This is a genomic window from Rahnella sp. Larv3_ips (genome assembly GCF_003697865.1).
Lineage (GTDB): Bacteria > Pseudomonadota > Gammaproteobacteria > Enterobacterales > Enterobacteriaceae > Rahnella > Rahnella rivi.
In genome coordinates, this window is the sequence record NZ_MJIB01000021.1 from 1,001,775 (window position 1) to 1,021,005 (window position 19,231).

At 56.6% G+C, this 19,231-nt stretch carries 20 protein-coding genes; 4 read left to right on the plus strand and 16 right to left on the minus strand.

Annotated elements, in window-relative coordinates; translation table 11 throughout:
* Positions 1-59: 59 nt before the first annotated feature.
* Genes csgF through csgD form a run of 3 tightly spaced genes read right to left on the minus strand, consistent with a single transcriptional unit; the run spans position 60 to position 1,563 of the window.
* Positions 60-452 (minus strand): curli production assembly/transport protein CsgF, encoded by a 393-nt coding sequence (gene csgF / locus ED901_RS24180; protein WP_056774376.1) that lies wholly within the window; start codon positions 450-452, stop codon positions 60-62.
* Between the two features lie 60 nt (positions 453-512).
* The gene (gene csgE, locus ED901_RS24185; RefSeq protein WP_122097478.1) at positions 513-908 is read right to left on the minus strand and encodes a curli production assembly/transport protein CsgE; all 396 of its coding nucleotides are present in this window, start codon (positions 906-908) and stop codon (positions 513-515) included.
* A 4-nt stretch (positions 909-912) separates the two neighbouring features.
* Complete coding sequence (gene csgD, locus ED901_RS24190) at positions 913-1,563, minus strand: biofilm master transcriptional regulator CsgD (RefSeq protein ID WP_122097479.1); 651 nt, start codon at positions 1,561-1,563, stop codon at positions 913-915.
* Between the two features lie 878 nt (positions 1,564-2,441).
* On the opposite strand from csgD, the gene ED901_RS24195 reads away from it, so the two are divergent.
* The 3 genes from ED901_RS24195 (at position 2,442) to csgC (ending at position 3,873) form a co-directional block, all read left to right on the plus strand.
* Positions 2,442-2,930 carry a curlin gene (locus tag ED901_RS24195; protein ID WP_122097480.1) on the plus strand — a complete coding sequence of 163 codons (489 nt, stop codon included), beginning with the start codon at positions 2,442-2,444 and terminating at the stop codon, positions 2,928-2,930.
* Positions 2,931-2,979: 49 nt separating this feature from the next.
* The gene (gene csgA / locus ED901_RS24200) at positions 2,980-3,453 is read left to right on the plus strand and encodes a curli major subunit CsgA (protein WP_122097481.1); all 474 of its coding nucleotides are present in this window, start codon (positions 2,980-2,982) and stop codon (positions 3,451-3,453) included.
* A 90-nt stretch (positions 3,454-3,543) separates the two neighbouring features.
* Complete coding sequence (gene csgC / locus ED901_RS24205) at positions 3,544-3,873, plus strand: curli assembly chaperone CsgC (protein ID WP_122097482.1); 330 nt, start codon at positions 3,544-3,546, stop codon at positions 3,871-3,873.
* Positions 3,874-3,889: 16 nt separating this feature from the next.
* On the opposite strand, the gene ED901_RS24210 is transcribed toward csgC, so the two are convergent.
* The 13 genes from ED901_RS24210 to ED901_RS24270 all read right to left on the minus strand — a co-directional run bounded on the left by ED901_RS24210 (position 3,890) and on the right by ED901_RS24270 (position 18,552).
* Positions 3,890-4,915 (minus strand): HoxN/HupN/NixA family nickel/cobalt transporter, encoded by a 1,026-nt coding sequence (locus ED901_RS24210; RefSeq protein ID WP_122097483.1) that lies wholly within the window; start codon positions 4,913-4,915, stop codon positions 3,890-3,892.
* A gap of 14 nt (positions 4,916-4,929) precedes the next feature.
* Positions 4,930-7,227, minus strand: a complete 2,298-nt coding sequence (gene hypF, locus ED901_RS24215) for a carbamoyltransferase HypF (protein WP_122097484.1) — start codon at positions 7,225-7,227, stop codon at positions 4,930-4,932.
* Positions 7,228-7,373: 146 nt separating this feature from the next.
* Positions 7,374-9,545 (minus strand): formate dehydrogenase subunit alpha, encoded by a 2,172-nt coding sequence (gene fdhF, locus ED901_RS24220; protein ID WP_122097485.1) that lies wholly within the window; start codon positions 9,543-9,545, stop codon positions 7,374-7,376.
* Between the two features lie 23 nt (positions 9,546-9,568).
* The gene (gene hydN, locus ED901_RS24225) at positions 9,569-10,114 is read right to left on the minus strand and encodes an electron transport protein HydN (protein ID WP_056774212.1); all 546 of its coding nucleotides are present in this window, start codon (positions 10,112-10,114) and stop codon (positions 9,569-9,571) included.
* Between the two features lie 218 nt (positions 10,115-10,332).
* Positions 10,333-10,818 carry a hydrogenase maturation peptidase HycI gene (gene hycI, locus ED901_RS24230; protein WP_122097486.1) on the minus strand — a complete coding sequence of 162 codons (486 nt, stop codon included), beginning with the start codon at positions 10,816-10,818 and terminating at the stop codon, positions 10,333-10,335.
* Positions 10,811-11,290: a formate hydrogenlyase maturation HycH family protein gene (locus tag ED901_RS24235; protein WP_056774219.1), complete on the minus strand. Its 480-nt coding sequence runs from the start codon at positions 11,288-11,290 to the stop codon at positions 10,811-10,813. Before ED901_RS24235 ends, hycI begins: the two co-directional genes overlap by 8 nt.
* Positions 11,290-12,087: an NADH-quinone oxidoreductase subunit B family protein gene (locus ED901_RS24240; RefSeq protein ID WP_122097487.1), complete on the minus strand. Its 798-nt coding sequence runs from the start codon at positions 12,085-12,087 to the stop codon at positions 11,290-11,292. The genes ED901_RS24235 and ED901_RS24240 overlap by 1 nt, the downstream gene beginning before the upstream one ends.
* Positions 12,084-12,641 (minus strand): formate hydrogenlyase complex iron-sulfur subunit, encoded by a 558-nt coding sequence (locus ED901_RS24245; protein WP_122097488.1) that lies wholly within the window; start codon positions 12,639-12,641, stop codon positions 12,084-12,086. Before ED901_RS24245 ends, ED901_RS24240 begins: the two co-directional genes overlap by 4 nt.
* A gap of 14 nt (positions 12,642-12,655) precedes the next feature.
* Positions 12,656-14,380 (minus strand): NADH-quinone oxidoreductase subunit C, encoded by a 1,725-nt coding sequence (locus ED901_RS24250; protein WP_056774229.1) that lies wholly within the window; start codon positions 14,378-14,380, stop codon positions 12,656-12,658.
* Positions 14,381-14,424: 44 nt separating this feature from the next.
* Positions 14,425-15,378 carry a respiratory chain complex I subunit 1 family protein gene (locus ED901_RS24255; RefSeq protein ID WP_122097489.1) on the minus strand — a complete coding sequence of 318 codons (954 nt, stop codon included), beginning with the start codon at positions 15,376-15,378 and terminating at the stop codon, positions 14,425-14,427.
* Between the two features lie 10 nt (positions 15,379-15,388).
* The gene (locus tag ED901_RS24260) at positions 15,389-17,293 is read right to left on the minus strand and encodes a proton-conducting transporter membrane subunit (RefSeq protein WP_122097490.1); all 1,905 of its coding nucleotides are present in this window, start codon (positions 17,291-17,293) and stop codon (positions 15,389-15,391) included.
* Positions 17,290-17,913, minus strand: coding sequence for a 4Fe-4S dicluster domain-containing protein (locus ED901_RS24265; protein ID WP_205965144.1), 624 nt, complete (start codon positions 17,911-17,913; stop codon positions 17,290-17,292). The genes ED901_RS24260 and ED901_RS24265 overlap by 4 nt, the downstream gene beginning before the upstream one ends.
* A gap of 168 nt (positions 17,914-18,081) precedes the next feature.
* Positions 18,082-18,552 carry a formate hydrogenlyase regulator HycA gene (locus tag ED901_RS24270; RefSeq protein ID WP_122097492.1) on the minus strand — a complete coding sequence of 157 codons (471 nt, stop codon included), beginning with the start codon at positions 18,550-18,552 and terminating at the stop codon, positions 18,082-18,084.
* 334 nt (positions 18,553-18,886) lie between these two features.
* Here ED901_RS24270 and hypA point away from each other — a divergent pair, with 334 nt between their 5' ends.
* Entirely contained in the window at positions 18,887-19,231 is a 345-nt protein-coding gene (gene hypA, locus ED901_RS24275) for a hydrogenase maturation nickel metallochaperone HypA (RefSeq protein ID WP_056774386.1), read from the plus strand.

Below are 19,231 nucleotides of genomic sequence, written 5' to 3' on the forward strand. Positions count from 1 at the left end.
TTTTTTCCCTTCTTATTTCGATTTCGTATCGAATTTTTTGGGGATTTTGTTCGTCGGAATCAGTTAGTCGTTGCTGACAAACCCTGAACCTGAATGGTGGACACTTTGCCGGTCTGACGGTCGGTGACATTCATCACCAGCTGCCCGTCGGTATTCTGGATATCCACAATAAAGTCCTGCGTCACCAGCCTGCCGGGTTTACCCTGATTGATGTTGCCCATCAGCGTGCCCAGCAGTTGCGACTGAATCGAGGCAGTGAAGTTATCCAGCGCCGAGGTGCCGGACGTTCCAAAGTCATAGCTGTCCGGATCTTTATACGAGTTTTGCGCCTGCGCCTCATTGAGCAGAAACGAGCCATTGTTCGGGTTGCCGCCGAAGTTCGGGTTAACAAACTGAAAGACCATACTGCCGCCCCAGGAAAGCGGGGACGCCGTCAGTAACGCCAGCAGCATCACCGAGCGGGGGACTGAGACTGGAATATTCACGATGCTCTCCTTAAAAGAGGCTGTGCATTAAAATTCATCATGGGCAAGATCCCCGGTGCCAAGTAACGCCTTGTCTAACTGGCGACGTGATAGCGCCTCGGTGACGCCATCTATGGCGGTGTCGACGTCCTTATTAAAATTGCGACGATTTGGGAACAACAGCGTCTGGTAGAGCGTGTCCTGGCCTATTTTGACGCTGATCCAGCTGCCCCAGCGTGCGCTGGGCCTTTCTGAAATGGTGATGTTTTCCGGGTAGTTGCGGTCCCACTTATCGGTAAAACCGCGATAAAAATCATGGCCGACCGAGGTCACCGTGTGATCGATGACCAGGCCGGGATCTTTAATTTCCGCTGCATGAACATGCAGGCAGGCGCCGCAAAGCAATGCCAGCCACAGCCACAAGGTCTTGCTGTAAAGTCTCATGATGTCAGCGCTTGAGATTGTCGTTGGCCCAGGACGCCGCCTGAGTGCGGTTTTTTACCGAGATTTTTCTAAATAAATTATAAAGATGCGTCTTGACGGTGTTTTCACTGATAAACAACAGCCGCGCAATTTCCGTGTTCGACGCCCCCACACGTAATTTATTGAGGATCTCTTTCTCGCGATGGGTCAGTCCGGTGTCTTGCGAGTGAAGCTGGCGAAAGGCACCCGACTGATTGATCAGGTAGCTGGCAAAACCCTGCGAGAAATAGCATTCGCCACGGATCACGCTTTTGATCCCTTCCACCAGATTGCTTTCATCGGCTGAGAGATAAAACACGGCGCTTATCCGCGGCCAGGTTTCTATTTCACGAAAATGGTATTCGTCAGGCGTATTGAGTAACAACAGTTTCACGCTGTCGTGATAATGGTGTAATGCGGATTGCCACTGTTCAATGGTGCGGCGATCTGCCTCCATCATGTCGAAGAGAATTAATGTCTGATGAAGATATTGATCCTCTAAGGACTTATGAATGTTATGGAGTCGGGTACTGACACAAAGTTGCTGTTTTAATTGCTGCAATAAAGCACTGGCCTGTAATGACGGTTTCGTCACTAATAAAAGAATATTATTATTGATCGCCGCTTCATTAAGCATAATCAAACCCTGCCTTGATTATTATAGCCACGGCCTTCTGTTGCCTGATTAAAGAAAGGCAATAATGAGGCCGTTAACTTATTTTGCTAAATCTATAGCTGTATGTTTGCTGTGTATATCTAAAAAGAGAAAATAAACACAACCTGGTGCACATAATATTTTCAGGTCGTTTCATGTGCGGTACTGACTCAATTTAGCGTTTGGCCTCTCTTACGCAAGGCCTATTTGTGTTTCAAAATGTAACGTAAAATGTATAAAGTTTTCCTAATGTATTGCCATGCGCAATGTAAATCCTGTTCAATAAAATTAAAGTAACGGGGTTTACATAATCTTAACGTTTGCCGTTGTTAACCCAGCGATTTTAATCATTCCCTCTCCGAAAATATTCTCCAAATTCTGCAATACACTTCATCATTCTGCTTTAATAACTCAAATACCACCCGCTCTAATAATCGATTTAACTTAGGTGGCAGGGGTCAGAACCCTATGGAAAGGTATAGGAAGTGGCAGGAATGGCGGTGTGGCGGCGTTTTTGGCCTAATTATAAGCAACGGAAATGTGCGGCAGATCGCTTTATTGCCGAAGGGAACGTTCCCGAGCCATTAAGAATAGTTGCATTTGTGTGATTAATGAAATGACTCTTTCCCGTTACTTTAGGATTAATGCCATGCACCAGATTAGCCGTATTGACCTTTAACCAGAATGTACTGGTCAATCCGCATGAGAAGGGGCAACTCATACTTTTTGATGAAGCCGGAAATTAAAATACGACGTGCGGGTGAGTTCCTTATTTTTCTTAAACTCCATAATCAATTCGTCAACAGCAATAAAACCGGTCAGCAAGAAATTGTTCTCCGGATTTAATACAGGGTGACGAAATGAAAAAGACTTTACTGACCCTGGCATTACTTTCAGCATCCTGGGTCGTTAACGCACAACAATATGATATGGCTTTCCCGGAGATAAGTGCCGGCAGCGCTGAAATCTATTATGCAGGTGCGGGAAATTCATCAGGGAATACATCGGCGATTTATCAGAATGGCAGTAGCAATATGGCCTACAGCAATCAAACAGGTAACGGCAGTACGAGCGTTATCCGGCAGTCTGGCTCAGAAAATACTGCGCTGATAAAACAAAGAGGTAATGGAAATAATGCGGATATTTCTCAAAGCGGCAGCGATAACTTTGCCTATATATCGCAAACCGGTGGCGGGAATTCATCCATTACGCAACAGAATTTTGGTAACACAGCTTACATTCTGCAAAAAGGCCGGAGTGTGACTGAGATACGCCAGAATGGAACGAACCAGAGTAGCGGCGTCGTGCAAAACTCGTCAGGAATGGCGATTAGAGTGACACAGCATTAAAAAACATACGTTCTTATGACATCCGATATTAAACCAATGGGGTAGCATCATGAAACTTTGGAAAATTGTGGCAGTCTCCGCTTTAGTCGTTAGTGGCAGTGCATTTGCAACGGGTCAAAATCATGGTGGCGGCGGCGGTGGTGGTCCTTCTACACCTCCATCAACAGTGCCGACATTCACGGCCACCCAGTGGAATTCTGAAATTCAGATTTACCAGCAGGGTACTGCTAACCTGGCGAATGCCACTCAAACCGGTGCGCAGAAATCGCTGACTGCGGTAAATCAGGACGGGTTCAGAAACACCTCTGGCACGAATCAGACTGGCGACGGCAGCCTGATCAGTGTGGCGCAGAAAGGCGAATACAACACGGCTAACGTGTCGCAATCCGCTAACGGCAGTAAAGTGCTTGTTTCTCAAAACGGTTCAGGTAACTACGCGCAGGCTTCACAGGGCGCAAACGGTTCTCTGACCAGCATCACCCAGCTTGGTACAGCTAACCTGGCCTACGCCAGTCAAAACTGATTAACCATTCCTCCCCTGCGAAGGGGAGGAGCAAAGCAGAACAGGGCACTAGCCCTGTTTTTTTTCGACTGAACCCGGAGAATAAAGGCTATGCATTTACTCCTGATCGCCGCCGTCATGTCCAATCAGCTTTGGTTTGATACGCACAATGAGGCGCAGAATTACGTCATCACCCCGATGGTCAACCTCACCAAAGCCTGCGCCTGCCAGGTGGCGGTGTCCGTTTCGCAACAAGGCAGCGCGGGCAACAGCACCAGCCGTCAGAGCAGCAACGTCAATCTTTCTGCCAATCAGCCACAGCCGCTCGGGCAGATGCGCTTTGCCGTGCAGCCGGGCAGTAAAACCCAAATCATGATCACGGTGACAGACGGCGGTACGCTGCGTCTGGAAAAGCAGATAACGTTGCCGGGTGATGCGTAACCGCAGGTCCGGGGTTTCAGACCGTCAGGGAGTCATAGCCTTTACGGCGATAATTCAGCGCCGAAACTCCCCAGAACAGGATGAAAATCGCTACCGCGGCGTAACCGACGCTGCCCATGTTGTCGTTGAGATGTTCCACTACCCGCCACAATCCGCCGTGCAGATTCAGCTTGTCGGCCATCAGCCCCAGCGCTTCCAGCCCGCCGATAAACAGCGCAATGAAGACGCTCGTGGCGGTAATGGTCATGTTGTAATAAAGCTTGCGAACCGGCTTGTCGAACGCCCAGCCATACGCGCCAACCATCACAAAATTATCCAGTGAATCAATCAGCGCCATGCCGCTGGCGAACAGCGCCGGAAATACCATAATGCTCCACACCGACATCCCGGAAGAGGCACCCGCCGCCGAGATGCCCAGCAGGCCGATCTCCGTGGCGGTGTCGAAACCCAGCCCGAACAGAAATCCCACCAGATACATCTGCCAGCTTTTGTTCACCATATTGAAAGCGAAGCTGAACAACCGGCTCATGACGCCGCCCTGAACCTGATGCAGTTCCTCTTTACCGGTGAAGGTCTGACCGCGTTTTACTTTCTGAAAACGGCGGTAAACATCGCGCAGGATCAGCGCATTCAGCAGCGCCATCATCAGTAAAAACAGGGCGGAAACCAGCGTGCCGAGGGTGCTGCCGTAATCGTGCAGCCAGCCGATTTTATTGCCAAAGACCAGCGAGGTGGCTGCAATCGCCACGCAGGCCAGCACCACAATGCTCGAATGCCCCAGCGAGAAAAAAGCCCCGACGGCCACCGGCCGCTGACCCTGCTGCATCAGCTTGCGGGTGACGTTATCGATGGCCGCGATATGGTCAGCATCCACCGCATGACGCAACCCGTAACCGTACGCCAGCAGCGTAGCTGCAATCAGCGCGGCATTGTGACGAAACGCCGCCAGCGCCCAGCCCCACGCCAGAAGATTGACGGCAATCAGGCCGATAAAAAGCCAGAAGGCGCGGCGATGCGTATGGAAAAAATCGCGGTTAATCATGGGGATCCTTATTGTTAATTCAGATTGAAACCAGAAACAGACTGAAGACGGGCGCAGGCGACAACCGCCTGACCCAGAGCCAGCCCGCCGTCACCAGCCGGATACTCCCGCGGCAACAGAACGTGCAGTGGTGATAAAGCCTGATGTAAAAGCTGGCGCAGCAGCCGGTTATGCAGCACGCCGCCGCTCAGTGCGACAGTGCGGGTGCCGTTTTTCGCGCAGTAATAGCGGGCCAGGGCGGCAAAACCTTGTGCCAGTGCGTCATGAAAAGCGAACGCGCGTTCGGCAGGTGTCGCCTGCCAGCCGAGCCATTGCTGCCAGAAAACGGCCAAATCCAGAAAGGTGCCGTCCGCGGCGTGAATGAGCGGCAGGGTGACAGGATGTTTTACGCCGTACGCCTGATGTGCCAGCGCTTCCAGACGGCAGGCGGCCTCACCTTCCCAGCTCAGACTTTCCGGCGCGCAGCCGGTCGCGGCTGCCACGGCATCGAATAAACGCCCGCAGGAGGAGGCCAGCGGGGAATTGATGCCCGCCACCACCGCCTTCGACAGCGGCTGCCATGGCTGAGTAAGCAACGTTTGCGCTTCAGGAAGGTGTTGCCAGTCCGGCACAAATGCCATCCACTGCGCCAGAAGATTTCGCCAGGGTTCACGCGCGGCGCGGTCGCCGCCCGGCAGAGCCACCGGCGGTAATCCGCCCAGGTGTTCGCACCGGCGATAATTCACCAGCAGGCATTCGCCGCCCCAAAGCTGGCCTTTCTGACCGTATCCCAGGCCATCCAGCACCAGCCCGATGACGTTTCCGCCCTCCAGCGGCCAGCGGTGTTCCGCCAGACAGGCGGCGATGTGGGCATGATGATGCAATACATCCACCACCCGCGTGCCGGGCTTGTCCGCCTGAACATGGCTGACATAAGCGGGATGCGCATCGCGGGCGAGAGTCACGGGCGTACAGGCATAAAGATGCTGGAAATGTTCAATCGCCTGCTGCTGTTGCAGGGCAATATCGCGGTGCGCCAGCGAACCAAAGTGCGCGCTGAGTATTGCCTGCCCGCCGCGGACCAGACAAAACGTATTTTTCAGATCGCCTCCGAGCGCAAGCAACGTCGGCTGCACCAGAAAACCCGGCGGCAATGGCAGGGCGTCCGGCACATAACCTCTGGCACGACGCAATATTTCAGTGCCCTGCGGGGTCAGGCGTACCAGTGAATCATCGGCACGCTGGAGGATTTCGCGGTTGTGCAGCAGCCACAAATCGGCAATGCCGTCGAGCTGGCGCAGCGCGTCGGTGTTGGATAACGCCGGTGCGCAACCCGCCGCATTTCCCGAGGTCATGACCAGCGGAGTCGGGTAGGCCTGCATCAGTAAATGATGCAGCGGCGTAAACGGCAGCATCAGCCCGACCTCATCTAAATCAGGGGCGATAGCCTCACACAGCACAGAGCGGTTTTTTTTCTGCGTCAGCACGATGGGCGCGGCGGGGGACTGCAACACTTCCCGCAGTGCGGGCGACGCCGGGTCATCCGTGCAGCGCGCCAGCCAGCGGATGTCCGGCAGCATCACGGCCAGCGGTTTTGTCGGACGATGTTTTCGTTCCCGCAGCCGCATCACGGCAGCCTGCTGCGTGGCGTCACAGGCCAGATGAAAACCGCCCAGCCCTTTGATGGCGACAATGTTACCGGCGCGCAGCGCAATCACGGCCTGCGCGATGGCCGCCTGATCCTGTGCCAGCACCTCACCATTTTGTCCGGTGGCGCTGAGCCCCGGCCCGCAGTGAGGGCAGGCGACCGGCTGCGCATGAAACCGCCGGTCTCCGGGGTTGTGATATTCCTGTAAACACGCAGGGCACAGCGTAAATTCCGCCATGCTGGTGGAAGGGCGGTCGTAGGGCATTGAACGGATCAACGTAAAGCGCGGGCCGCAGTGGGTGCAGTTGGTAAAGGCATAGCCGAAGCGACGATCGCCGGGCTGCTGAATATCCTTCAGACAGGCCGGGCAGGTCGCGGCATCCGGCACCACCTGAGTGTCCATCTGACTTTTGCGACTGCCGGTGATCGTGAAACTGTGTGGCGGATCCTGCCAGTCGAAAGGACCCAAGGTAATGCTGTCAATGCGCGCCAGCGGCGGGCAGTGGCGTTGTAACTGTTCGACAAAAATGTCGATATTGACCGGCTTCAGCAGTCTGATTTCCACTCCCGCGCTGTCGTTACAGACTTCACCGCGAAGTTGTAAACGGTCAGCCAGTTGCCAGATAAAAGGCCGGAAACCGACGCCCTGGACTTTGCCACTGATGCGAATGAGTAAGCCAGACATAAAAACCCTTTTTAAATGGCGGGGAAGAGGGATTCATGGCCACGGCGGATCCCGCGTTGTCATTCATACCCCCTCCCGACCCCTCCCCGTTGCAGGGGAGGGAGCAAAACGACACCTCACACTTTGAGGTGCGGATCTCCATTAACCTAAACTTCAACCACCGGGATCACATCTTCAACGGCACGGCGCAGACGTGCTTTCATGTCGCTGTAGCTTTGCTGTGCATAGTCTTCCGCCCAGCGCTGATCGGCGATGTTTTCCACGTTGACCGCACAGTATTTGGTTTCCGGCGTTTTTGAGATCGGATCCAGATTTTCCTGCGTCAGCTCATTACAGGCACCGATCCACCACTGATAGGTCATGTACACCGCGCCAATATTGATACGCTCGTTAAAGTTGGCGCGGGAAATGACTTTGCCACGGCGGGAGGCAACCCAGACCAGTTGCTGATCGCGGATCCCCAGCGCCTGCGCATCCTGCGGATGCATCTGCACGAAGCCCGGCTCGTCGGCCAGCGTTTGCAGGGCGGCACAGTTACCGGTCATCGAACGGCAGGAGTAGTGGCCGACTTCGCGCACGGTACATAACACCAGCGGATACTTGCCGTCCGGCACTTCAGCAGGGGCGCGCCACGGTGCAGCGAAAAGCTGGCCTTTGCCGGTTGGCGTGTCGAAATGATTGTCCTGATAAAGGTACTGAGTCCCCGGACTTTCCAGCGTGGTGCACGGCCACTGGATATGCCCGAGCGTGCCCATTTTTTCGTAGGTTGCGCCGTAAAACAGCGGGCACAGCTCGCGCATTTCGTCCCAGATTTCCTGGTTATCGTTGTAATGCATCGGATAGCCCAGTTCCGTTGCCAGCAGGCTGATGATTTCCCAGTCACGCTTGACGTTGTATTTCGGTTCGATGGCTTTCTCGAAACGCTGGAAACCGCGGTCGGCGCAGGAGAATACGCCGCCGTGCTCACCCCAGGAGGTGGCCGGCAGGATCACATCGGCCTGCTCGGCGGTTTTGGTCATGAAGATGTCCTGCACAACCACAAACTCCAGCGCTTCGAAGCCCTTACGCACCAGGCTTAAATCGGCTTCGGTCTGCAACGGATCTTCGCCCATGATGTAATAGGCTTTTACCTGTCCTTCCAGCGCCAGATGGGGGATCTCGGTGATGCGGTGGCCAATTTGTGCATCCATCTGATTCACGTCGATACCCCAGGCATCGGCGAATTTTGCGCGGACTTTGGCATCGGTCACTGACTGATAGCCGGGGAATTCGTTTGGCAGCACGCCCATATCGCAGGCCCCCTGCACATTATTCTGACCGCGCACCGGCCCGACGCCGACGTTTGCCCGGCCAAGGTTCCCGGTCAGCAATGCCAGCCCGGCCAGCCCTTTCACCACATCCACTGCCTGACCAAACTGCGTGACGCCCATGCCCCACATGATGGTGGCTGACGGCGCGGCGGCGTACGTGCGCATTGCCTGACGGATTTGCTGTGCACTGACGCCGGTCTGTTCCGCGACTTTTTCCGGCGAATAATCCGCGACGTTTTTGCGGTACTCCTCGAAGCCTTCGGTGTATTTGGCGACGTAGTCGTGGTCATACAAATTTTCTTCGATCAGCACATGGGCAAACGCATTCACCAGCGCCATGTTGCAGCCGTTTTTGATTTGCAGATGTTGATCGGCGATGCGCGCGGTTTCGATACGACGCGGATCGCAAACAATGATCTGCGCGCCTTTCTCTTTGGCTTTGATCACCCGGCGGGCAACGATCGGGTGTGAATCGGCACAGTTATAGCCGATCACCAGCAGGCATTTGGAATTCTCAATATCGCCGATGGAATTGCTCATCGCGCCGTTGCCGAGCGTGGCCTGCAAACCGGCAACCGACGGGCCGTGACACACGCGGGCGCAGCAGTCGACGTTGTTGGTGCCGATCACCGCACGGGCGAATTTCTGCATCACATAGTTGGTTTCATTGCCGGTTCCGCGGGAAGAGCCGGTGTGCATGATCGAACGCGGGCCATGTTTTTGTTTGATCTCTTTCAGACGCTGCGCGGTGTAACGGATGGCTTCATCCCAGCTGACTGCTTCGAATTTCCCGCCCTTCTGGCGGCGGATCAGCGGCTGTGTCAGGCGCGGCGTCAGCAGTTTAGTGTCATTGAGAAAATCCCAGCCGTAATAGCCTTTCAGGCACAGTTCGCCCTGATTGGTCACGCCATTGGCAGCTTCTGCGCGGATAATTTTACCGTTATCCACAACCAGATTCATTTTGCATCCCGCCCCACAGTATGGGCAGACAGTGGTGACTTTTTTCATGATCTTCCTTCCTCTATCCGAGGTTAAAACAGCAGGGGGGAGGTGCTATCGAGCGCAGCGCGGCGGCGTTTTTCTGCGTTCATTTCCTGTAAGTGATTGCGGTCGATGGCGTACAGCGCCTTCGTCGGGCAAATTTCCATACAGGCCGGGCCACCGGCACGGGCGTGGCACAAATCGCATTTATGCGCTTCGGCTTTGTCAGAGGTGGCGGTCATGGCCGCGCCGTTCTGGCGGAAAATCGGTTTGGTGACCACTTCCATCGCGCCGTACGGGCAGGCAACGACACAGGTTTTACAACCGATGCAGCGCTCCTGCATCACCTGAACGCGGTCGCCGACGCGGCTGATAGCCCCGTTCGGGCAGACATTGGCGCAGGGCGCGTCTTCACACTGGCGGCACATGACGGCGGTGCTCAGATTAACGCCTTTGATCACGTGCAGACGCGGCGCAAAGGTGGCGGCGTTGAGCAGCGAGATATCCTGCGATTCACTGTGAGCCATGACGCAGGCAATTTCACAGGTACGGCAGCCGATACATTTTTTAGGGTCGGCGATAATAAACCGGTTCATCTTCAACTCTCCTGATTCCGGATTTTCTTATGAAGCCGGATGACACCGGCCTGACGACATTGCTGCTCTGGCTATACATAAACCGTGCCAGTTCAGAGGGTTAATTTTTACGCTTTTGATTCAATGGGTTAGTGAAACGAATGTTGACAGTGACGAAACAGGGGGCTGACGTCATGCCCTCTTCGTCACTGCCTCGACAGATGTGTCGATAGCCGATGTCAGGCGTCCCCGGCAGCATAAAGCGCGATACCTAAGCCGGTTTCCAGTGCCGGCAGCCGCTGATGCAGATGCCTGACCGCCTGTTCCACCACCGCGCTCATCGGGTAGTAAAACGCCACCACATCCGGCTGGATGCCAACAAACGTGATGTCCGGGATATCTTCACGCAGTTGCTGAATCAGAAACGTCAGCGGCAGGTTGTGGGTGGTCATCATGAACATCTCACCGATGTCCTCTTCATTGATGATGCGCATTTCACCGGGCGCCAGCCCCATGTCGGTGGCATCGACAATCACCAGATGCTGCGGGCGCAGTTCGCGTAAAAAACCGATATCGTTTTCGGGCGCGGCACCGCCGTCCACGACGGTCCAGCCGGGCAGTGGCCGTTCGGCGCACAGTTCAGCCAGCCGCGGGCCTGCGCCATCGTCACCCATCATGCTGTTGCCGACGCACAGCAGCGCGTAGCGGGAAGGTAAATCAGGCATCGTATCTCCTGACCATCAGGTACATGGCGGGGTCGTTTTCGATTTGCTGGAGCAGGGCGACCAGCGCATCGCTCCAGCCCTGTTGCTGCGGGGTCATCTGCTGGCGGGCCGCGCGCAGCGCCAGCGCCAGGCAGTGCGTGTGTGTGCTGTCGATATTGATCTCGCCGAAGCGTTGCACTCCGGCCAGTTTCCGGTGTGCCTCGCCGTTCTCCGGCAGAAGGTCTATCCACCGGCGATAATCATCAAGCGGGCATTCGAGGCGGGATTTCAGGCAGTCGATGACCCCAAGGTGATGGCCGATCGCCAGACTGTAATAAATGACTTCCTGCACTTTTTGCGCGCTGCGTTTCTGCGCGCGCTTCTCATCGACGAACTTGCTGCTCAGCGAATAGAAAATCACTTTGTTCTTTTCGGGCGTGATGCCCGCCGGGGTCTGATGCCGGGCATAACGGTTATCGTTGGCGGAGGTCATCACAGGCGTACCTCCCCGCGCAGCACCTGCTGGTAAATCTGTTGCAGGTTGCCGACGATTTCGTTAAGCCGCATATCCCCTTGTTCATCCAGATAGGCCGAGATGCGCTGTTCTACCGGTTGCAGGCCGGGCGCGGCGACCAGCTCCATAAAGCGATCGGCAATCTGGCGGCCATAGCGGTAACCGGCCATGCGGCGGGCTTCGCGATCGAGCAATACGCGCAGCGGTTGCGGCAGGTCGGGATGCAATAATGCCACCGGTTCGCGGGCGGCCTCGTCGTGTTGCTGGCCTTTAATTTTCTGATCCAGCAGGCCAAGCGCCATCGCAAAACCATAAATGGTGGCGGCAGGCGTGGGCGGGCAGCCGGGAATGTACACATCCACCGGCACGATCTTGTCAGTACCGCCCCAGACACAATAAAGGTCGTGGAAAATGCCGCCGCTGTTGCCGCAGGCCCCGTAGGAAATACTGATTTTAGGATCAGGGGCAGAATCCCAGGCGCGCAGCGCAGGCACGCGCATGGCGCGGGTGACGGCACCGGTAAACAGTAAAATGTCGGCATGACGCGGTGAGGGCACCACTTTGATCCCAAAACGTTCGGCATCAAACAGCGGGGAGATCGCGGCGAAAATCTCGATTTCACAGCCGTTGCAGCCGCCGCAGTCCACGCGGTAGACGTAGGCAGAGCGGCGGATGCTGGTGAGCAGGGTGGATTTCAGTTTGGCGATGCTTTCATCAAGGGTGACGGGCACCGGCAGGCCATGTTCGTCACGTGGGCCGATCAGCGTCTGGCTCATGACTGCGCCTCCGTGGTCATATGTCGGCCGATATCAATGCGGTCGGTGGAAGAAAGACAGTGCATTTTTTTGCACTCCGGACAGGTTTCATACTGGATGCGCCGGTCGGCGATTTGCCGCTCGCTCAGCGCGCCGTTTTCCTGTAACAGGCTGAGTGCAAAGTCGATTTCCTTCTGCACGGCGTAGGCTTTGCCACATTCACGGCAGTGGCAGACGGGGAAATCTGCGGTTTCGAACAGATCTTCTTTGCGCCACACCGCCAGTTCAAATTCCTGTGAGAGCGTAATGGCCGCCGTCGGGCAGACCTCCTCGCAGCGGGCGCAGAAAATGCAGCGCCCTAAAAACAACTGCCAGCGGATCGTTTCGCCGTCTTCGGCCGTGGTCATGGTCAGCGCGTTGGACGGACAGGCGTTGGCGCAGGCGCCGCAGGCGATGCACTGCTGCGCGGTGTACTGCGGTTTACCCCGAAAGTTCGGTGCCAGATCCAGCGGTTTAAACGGATAGGCCACCGTCGCCGTGCCGGTTTTCAGCACTTTTTTTATCAGTTTCAGCATGAGTGAGCGGCTCCTTAAAGCGGCGAATTTTTGCGTTCGATGCCGTAACGTTCGATCTCTTTGTAAGGCACGACAATGGTCGTTTTCTTACGCACATCGACCACCGTCATGCGGTCAGTGCAGGAATAGCAGGGATCGAGACTGCCGATGATCAGCGGCGCATCGGACACCGTATTGCCGCGCAGCATGTAGCGCAGCGTCGGCCAGTTGGCGTAAGTGGCCGCCCGGCAGCGCCAGCGGAACAGCTTCTGGTTATCGCCGGTCATGCTCCAGTGAATGTCGTCGCCGCGCGGCGCTTCGGCAAAACCCAGCGCAAAGCGGTGCGGAATATAGGTAAAACCTTCCACGGCCAGCGGGCCGCCCGGCAGGCTTTGCAGGCCAAACTCGATCATATTCAGGGAATTGAAAACTTCGTGGATGCGCACTTTCAGGCGGGAATAGACGTCGTTACCGGTTTCGCTGCACAGCTCAAACGGCAGTTTGGCGTAACCGGCGTAAGGGTGATCCTGACGCATATCGCGGCGATGGCCGCTGCCGCGCACCATCGGGCCGACGTTGCTGAAATCACGCGCCACCTGCGGATCCAGAATGCCGACGCCGACGCTGCGCTGTTCGGTATTCGGCGTGCTGAGCAGAATATCCACCAGCTCGTTGAGATCGCGGCGCATGCTGCCCGCCAGCGCAATGGTGGCAATCATGTCGTCTTTTAAAATGTCGCGACGCATGCCGCCAATCAGGTTCATGCCGTAGGTTTTCCGTGCGCCGGTGAGGATTTCCGCCATCTTCATGGATTGCTCGCGCACGCGGAAGAACTGCATAAAGCCGGAGTCAAAACCGACGAAATGACAGGCCAGGCCGAGGTTCAGCAGATGGCTGTGCAGGCGTTCCACTTCCAGCAGAATCGAGCGGATCATCTGCGCCCGTTCCGGCACGACGATCCCCATCGCATTTTCCACCGACGAGGTGTAGGCGACGCTGTGCGTAAAGCCGCAAATGCCGCAAACGCGGTCTGACAGGAACGTCACTTCGTTGTAACCCATGCGGGTTTCGGCCAGTTTTTCCATGCCGCGATGCACGTAAAACAGGCGGTAATCGGCATCGATAATGTCTTCGCCATCGACGAACAGACGAAAATGTCCGGGTTCGTCAGAGGTGACGTGCAGCGGGCCGATCGGCACAATTTTGCTGCCTTCTTTGGCCTCAGAAATAAACGGATAGGTTTCTTCGTCCGTGGTCGGCGCAGGGCGCTGGCGGTAATCCATGGCGTCTTTGCGCAGCGGATATAAATCGTCAGGCCAGTCATCGGGCAGCACCAGGCGGCGTTCATCCGGCAAACCCACCGGACGCAGACCGTACATGTCGCGCACTTCGCGTTCACCCCAGACGGCTGCCGGTACGCGGGGCGTCACGGAAGGAAATTCCAGCGAGACGGGATCCACTTCGGCGCGTACGGTGATCCAGCATTTCACGCCCTGTTCCATCGACAGCACGTAGTACAGCGCATAGTTGCCGCACAGCGTGCGCTCGTCATTGCCGAATAAAACCGACAGCCATCCGCCCTGCTGGTAATACAACCACTCGACCACTTCCGGCAGGGCATTGAGTTTGATGGTCACGGTGGCCTGCGTATCGGTCTGCCATTCGCTGCCTAAAATTGCCGAAGGAAACTGCTTCGCCAGCGCCGCCAGATAATGCTTACCCACCGGATTTTGGTTTAACGCGGTATTGAAATCACTCATTACAAAGCCTCTTCCCGCCGCAGCGGGACACGAAAAATGTCAGGTCAGCCTGCGACCAGCCAGGACACCAGCGCCAGAAACGCCAGCCCGAAGCCCGCCCAGGTGGTGCGGGAGGTTTTAAGAAAGCGCAGACGGGCGACGCTGTTTTCAATCAGTGCCACCAGAAAAACGGCAACCAGCAGTTTCAGCAGGCAGACGATCACCGCCATCAGCAGCGTCAGTGGCGTGATGTGTTCTGCCAGACCGAACGGGAAAAACAGACCGAGAAACAGTTGCAACACCACCAGCTGCTTCAGACTGATCCCCAGTTTCAGTACGCCGAGCGCCGCGCCGGAGTATTCGGTGAGCGGGCCTTCCTGCAATTCCTGCTCGGCTTCGGCCATATCAAACGGCAGCTTGCCCATTTCGATATAGGTGGCAAAAGCGCAGGCCAGCGCGGCCAGAATCAGCGTTAATGAAGACGACACCGGCCAGTGCAGCACGCGGGCAGCAATCGCGCCGAGTGACGTGGAACCGGCCACCAGCGCCGCGACCCACAGGCCGAGCAGCAGAATCGGCTCGACCAGCACGCCGAGTACCGCCTCGCGGCTGGCACCCATGCCAGTGAACGGGCTGCCGGTATCCAGCCCGGCGATGGCGAACACGAAGCGCACGATGGCGAAAAGATAAATGACGGTGATCAGATCGCCCGCCGCTCCCAAAGGTGATGCCAGCGTCACCGCTGGCAGGGCGGTGGCGATGACCAGCAATCCGCCGGTCAGCAGATACGGCATACTGCGAAACGCCGCCCCCGATGCCGCCGGTGCCACGCTCTGGCGTGTCAGTAATTTGGCGATATCGCGATATTCCTGTAACACGCCCGGCCCCTGCCGGTTGTGCATCCGGGCGCGCATCACGCGGCTGAAACCGGCAAACAGCGGCGCGACAGCCAGCAGGGCCACCGCCTGGATCAGCGCCAGCGGCCACAGGGCGGTGTTTAACAAAACGGGAAAATTCATCTTCAGTTCCTCAGGCAAAAGCCACAACCAGCAACACGGCCAGTTCGATGAAAGCCAGACGACGGCAGAACGCCCCGAGCCAGCCCCGGTGCAGGGCAGCCACCAGCGCGGCAGGCGTGGCGCGCTGGCGCAGGCGATACAACGGCGCAAACATCACGCGCAGCGGCTGGGCAAAACCGGTGGCGGTGACCACCATTTCAGCGGAATGTCCATAACCGCACGCCCAGGCGTCGCCGCGCACACGGTTCGGCAGACGCGCTCCGCGTAACAGGCTGGCAATCAGCCACGGCAGTAACGGCATCGCCAGAAGCAGCAGGGCAATCATCGGGGCACAGACGGCGGAGGTGCCGGACACCGCCGCGCCGTTTCGGGCAAACGGCATGAGCGGCGTATTCAGCACGGCAGCGGCCACGCCGGAAAAGTGCGGAATGATCCACGGGGAGGCGACGCCAGACAGAATGCACAGCAGCGCCGGTAAGAGACTGCCGAGCGTCATCGCCAGCGGGGCGGGTGTGGCATCTGCCGCCGCCTGACTGCGCGGTGCACCAAGGAAGGTGACGCCGAAAACTTTGGCAATACACATCAGCGCCAGTGCCCCGGTCAGCGCCAGACCGACCGCCAGCAGCGGCCCGAGCAGACGCGCGATAAACACCTTGCTGGCGCTCAGCTGGAACAGCGACTGATACAGCAGCCATTCGCTGGCAAAGCCGTTGAGCGGCGGCAGTGCCGCCATCGACATCAGGGCAATCAGCACCGCCACGGCGGTCCACGGCATCAGCCGCGCAATACCGCCGAGTTTTTCCATATCCCTGATGCCGGTCTGCATTTCGATTTCACCGGCACCGAGGAACAGCGCGGTTTTGAACAGGCCGTGGTTGAACAGATGGAACAGCCCGGCCAGCAGCGCAAGCGACGCCAGCACCGGCAGATCCAGCGCCACGCCCACCATCGCGCCCCCCACGCCGAGCAGGATAATCCCGACGTTTTCCAGCGTGTGATAAGCCAGCAGACGGCGGAGATCATGTTCCATCAGCGCGTACAGCCCGCCAATAAATGCGGTCAGGATCGCCAGAAGCAACACCATCAGGCCCCACCAGAGTGGCGGTGCGCCCAGCAGATCCAGACCGACTTTTACGATGCCGATAATGCCGATTTTCATCAGCGCGGCGGAGAACAGCGCGGCGGCGTGAGCGGGCGCGCTGGAATGTGACTGCGGCACCCAGGCGTGCAGCGGGATAATTCCGGCGTACAGCCCGAAACCTGCCAGCGCCAGCAGGAACGCCGCCGATTTAATGCCCGGCGTCAACGTTGCCTGGCGCAGCACCTCAAAATTGACGCTGCCGCTGGTGTGATGCAGCAGGGCAAAGGCCAGGATCAGGCACAGCGTGCCGAGACGGCCCGAGAGAAACTGGTTCAGGCCGGCGCGACGGCTTTTCACATCGTCGCTCTGTACGATCAGGAAATAGGCGCACAGCGCCGCCAGCTCCATCATCAGAATCAGCTGAACGGCATTGGCAGACACTGACGCGGCGGCCAGTGCGGCCAGCAGCAGATTGCACAACAGCCCGGTGCGCGCGCGCGTGCGTGAATTCACCGCGTTGAGCCATGCGCAGGCATACAGGCTGCAAAACAGCGCCGGAACGGACATCGCCAGCAGCAGCAGGCCGTTCAGCGCGCTGAACTCCGCCGCGAAATGCAGCAGCGGCAGCGTGATCGCCTGCGCAGGGCCGCCGTGCACTATCTGCAACGCCGCCGTCATGGCGGCGAGGGAGGCCAGCATGCCGCCGAGGCCGGAAATCAGGCTGCTCAGGCGTGCAGAAACCGCCACCAGCCAGCTCAGAACACCGCTCAGTAACCAGAGCATCAGCGCCAGCGCCAGCAGGGACGCCGGAGTCAAAGCCAATAAAGACGTCATGATTTTGTCTCCGCGTCAGGTGCGGTGAAGGCGGTTAAATCGACCGGGAGATCGGCAGGGAAAACGGTCATGGCGTTCAGGCGTTTTTGCTGGCTGGCGCGGGCAGACAGACCGGCGGTCACCAGCGTGATCGCCTGCGTCGGGCAGGAGGTGATGCACGCCGGGCCTTGCGGGCTGAAGCTGCACAAATCGCATTTCACCGCCACGGCGCGAATGCCGGGAACGCAGTCAAGAAACGGGCTGACCGCACGGGGTGCGCGCGGGGCGGGCTGTGCTTTCCATGTGTTGCAGTCGCGCGGAATGTCCACGGGCGTACTGCCGGAAAAGGTGATCGCGCCAAACGGGCAGGCGATACCGCACAGTTTGCAGCTGACGCACAGACTTTCATTCAGATGAATGGCGTCATTCTCGCGGGTGATGGCATTCACCGGGCACACCTGCGCGCAGGGGGCATCTTCACACTGGTGACACATGACCGGCGCGGAATCCAGACGGTTACGCATCACCTGCAAACGGGGAGCAGACTGTAAGCCGTGGCGCTGATGTTCCTGCGAGCAGCTGGCCATACAGGTATTGCAGCCGATACAACGTTTCGGGTCGGCTATCACATATTGATTCATGGCCGTTTTAACGCTCATGACCTCTCCTTTCTATTTCGTCAAAGATGACGAAATCGGCACTAAAAATGACATTTCGACACTTATGTCGGAATTAATCCCATTAAAGAAACGGCAGTTCAGCGAGGGGGTATTTATTTTCGCCACGCCGTGAAAATGAATTCCGCAGGATTATTTTTCCTGAATCAGCAATTTTTCTAATTGCGGTAAAACGGCCTGATTGTTATGCAGGGAATCGAACAGGCACTGATAAATAGCGGAAATCTTATTCAGGTAATGTTCCTGTACCGCATGTTTGTCACGGATATCCACCACATCGTCGAGATGGCCGTCTTCGCTCAGTCTGGCGTGGGCAAACGCTTTAAAGTCCGGTTCTTCGCTGGCCGGTGCCATGTTCAGGCTGTAAATCACGTCCTGACTGTAGAAATCATCGCTCAGATGAATGCTGACCGAGAAATGGTTAAACAGCGTGAAGCGAATGTCCTGCTCTTCGCTACAGGTAAACTCATGATTTATTTTCTTATTTGTTGTGGTGATCGCCTGGATCAGGCTGTTCTGATAGGTGTGCCAGTGTGATTTCAGCTGATTATTTTTGCTGGCAATGTAATCCGCTTTAGTGGTCAGTTCGCTGAGAGTGCTCATGGTGGTTACCCGTTGTTGAGTTCTGTAAGGGTGCCATTTCGAAATGTCAGATGACGACGAAAATACGGCGCATAGGGCTGTATTGGCATAAAGCGTGCCAGTTGCGGAATTTTTCTGTTAACTGCTTTAAATTCAGATTGTTGGATATTTTTCGTATTAACAGGGAAGCGGAAGGTAAAATAAATGACATGTCGATGACACCTTATTTCGACATATATGACGGGGGCTGACTGCGGCATGACAGAACGGCTGAAATATTCCCTTCTCAGTTCCTGAATACACTCTGGCATTAATATTGCAGCGCACTGTCATCATTTTTAAAAGAGCGGACGCTATGCACGAAATAACCCTGTGCCAGAATGCCGTCGAATTAATGCAGCAATTTGCCCGGCAAAATAATGCCCGCCGGATCACCGCCGTGTGGATGGAAGTGGGGGCATTTTCCTGCGTCGAGCCTGACGCGCTGACATTCTGTTTTGAACTGGCCTGCCGCGAAACGCTGGCCGAAGGGTGCGAGCTGCATCTCGCGACGCCTGCGGCAGAGTGCTGGTGCCATGATTGTCAGCTCGACATCCGCCTTCTCAGCCCCGGCGTACTGCTTTGCCCGCTGTGCGGCGGGCGTCATGTCCGCGTTGTTGCTGACGACGGCATGAAATTAAAACGTATTGAAATCGAATAA

Excerpts from the sequence above, each read along its gene's own strand:
- csgF (WP_056774376.1), bottom strand. The coding sequence starts at position 452 with ATGCTGCTGGCGTTACTGACGGCGTCCCCGCTTTCCTGGGGCGGCAGT.
- csgE (WP_122097478.1), bottom strand. The coding sequence starts at position 908 with ATGAGACTTTACAGCAAGACCTTGTGGCTGTGGCTGGCATTGCTTTGC.
- csgD (WP_122097479.1), bottom strand. The coding sequence starts at position 1,563 with ATGCTTAATGAAGCGGCGATCAATAATAATATTCTTTTATTAGTGACG.
- ED901_RS24195 (WP_122097480.1), top strand. The coding sequence starts at position 2,442 with ATGAAAAAGACTTTACTGACCCTGGCATTACTTTCAGCATCCTGGGTC.
- csgA (WP_122097481.1), top strand. The coding sequence starts at position 2,980 with ATGAAACTTTGGAAAATTGTGGCAGTCTCCGCTTTAGTCGTTAGTGGC.
- csgC (WP_122097482.1), top strand. The coding sequence starts at position 3,544 with ATGCATTTACTCCTGATCGCCGCCGTCATGTCCAATCAGCTTTGGTTT.
- ED901_RS24210 (WP_122097483.1), bottom strand. The coding sequence starts at position 4,915 with ATGATTAACCGCGATTTTTTCCATACGCATCGCCGCGCCTTCTGGCTT.
- hypF (WP_122097484.1), bottom strand. The coding sequence starts at position 7,227 with ATGTCTGGCTTACTCATTCGCATCAGTGGCAAAGTCCAGGGCGTCGGT.
- fdhF (WP_122097485.1), bottom strand. The coding sequence starts at position 9,545 with ATGAAAAAAGTCACCACTGTCTGCCCATACTGTGGGGCGGGATGCAAA.
- hydN (WP_056774212.1), bottom strand. The coding sequence starts at position 10,114 with ATGAACCGGTTTATTATCGCCGACCCTAAAAAATGTATCGGCTGCCGT.
- hycI (WP_122097486.1), bottom strand. The coding sequence starts at position 10,818 with ATGCCTGATTTACCTTCCCGCTACGCGCTGCTGTGCGTCGGCAACAGC.
- ED901_RS24235 (WP_056774219.1), bottom strand. The coding sequence starts at position 11,290 with ATGACCTCCGCCAACGATAACCGTTATGCCCGGCATCAGACCCCGGCG.
- ED901_RS24240 (WP_122097487.1), bottom strand. The coding sequence starts at position 12,087 with ATGAGCCAGACGCTGATCGGCCCACGTGACGAACATGGCCTGCCGGTG.
- ED901_RS24245 (WP_122097488.1), bottom strand. The coding sequence starts at position 12,641 with ATGCTGAAACTGATAAAAAAAGTGCTGAAAACCGGCACGGCGACGGTG.
- ED901_RS24250 (WP_056774229.1), bottom strand. The coding sequence starts at position 14,380 with ATGAGTGATTTCAATACCGCGTTAAACCAAAATCCGGTGGGTAAGCAT.
- ED901_RS24255 (WP_122097489.1), bottom strand. The coding sequence starts at position 15,378 with ATGAATTTTCCCGTTTTGTTAAACACCGCCCTGTGGCCGCTGGCGCTG.
- ED901_RS24260 (WP_122097490.1), bottom strand. The coding sequence starts at position 17,293 with ATGACGTCTTTATTGGCTTTGACTCCGGCGTCCCTGCTGGCGCTGGCG.
- ED901_RS24265 (WP_205965144.1), bottom strand. The coding sequence starts at position 17,913 with ATGAATCAATATGTGATAGCCGACCCGAAACGTTGTATCGGCTGCAAT.
- ED901_RS24270 (WP_122097492.1), bottom strand. The coding sequence starts at position 18,552 with ATGAGCACTCTCAGCGAACTGACCACTAAAGCGGATTACATTGCCAGC.
- hypA (WP_056774386.1), top strand. The coding sequence starts at position 18,887 with ATGCACGAAATAACCCTGTGCCAGAATGCCGTCGAATTAATGCAGCAA.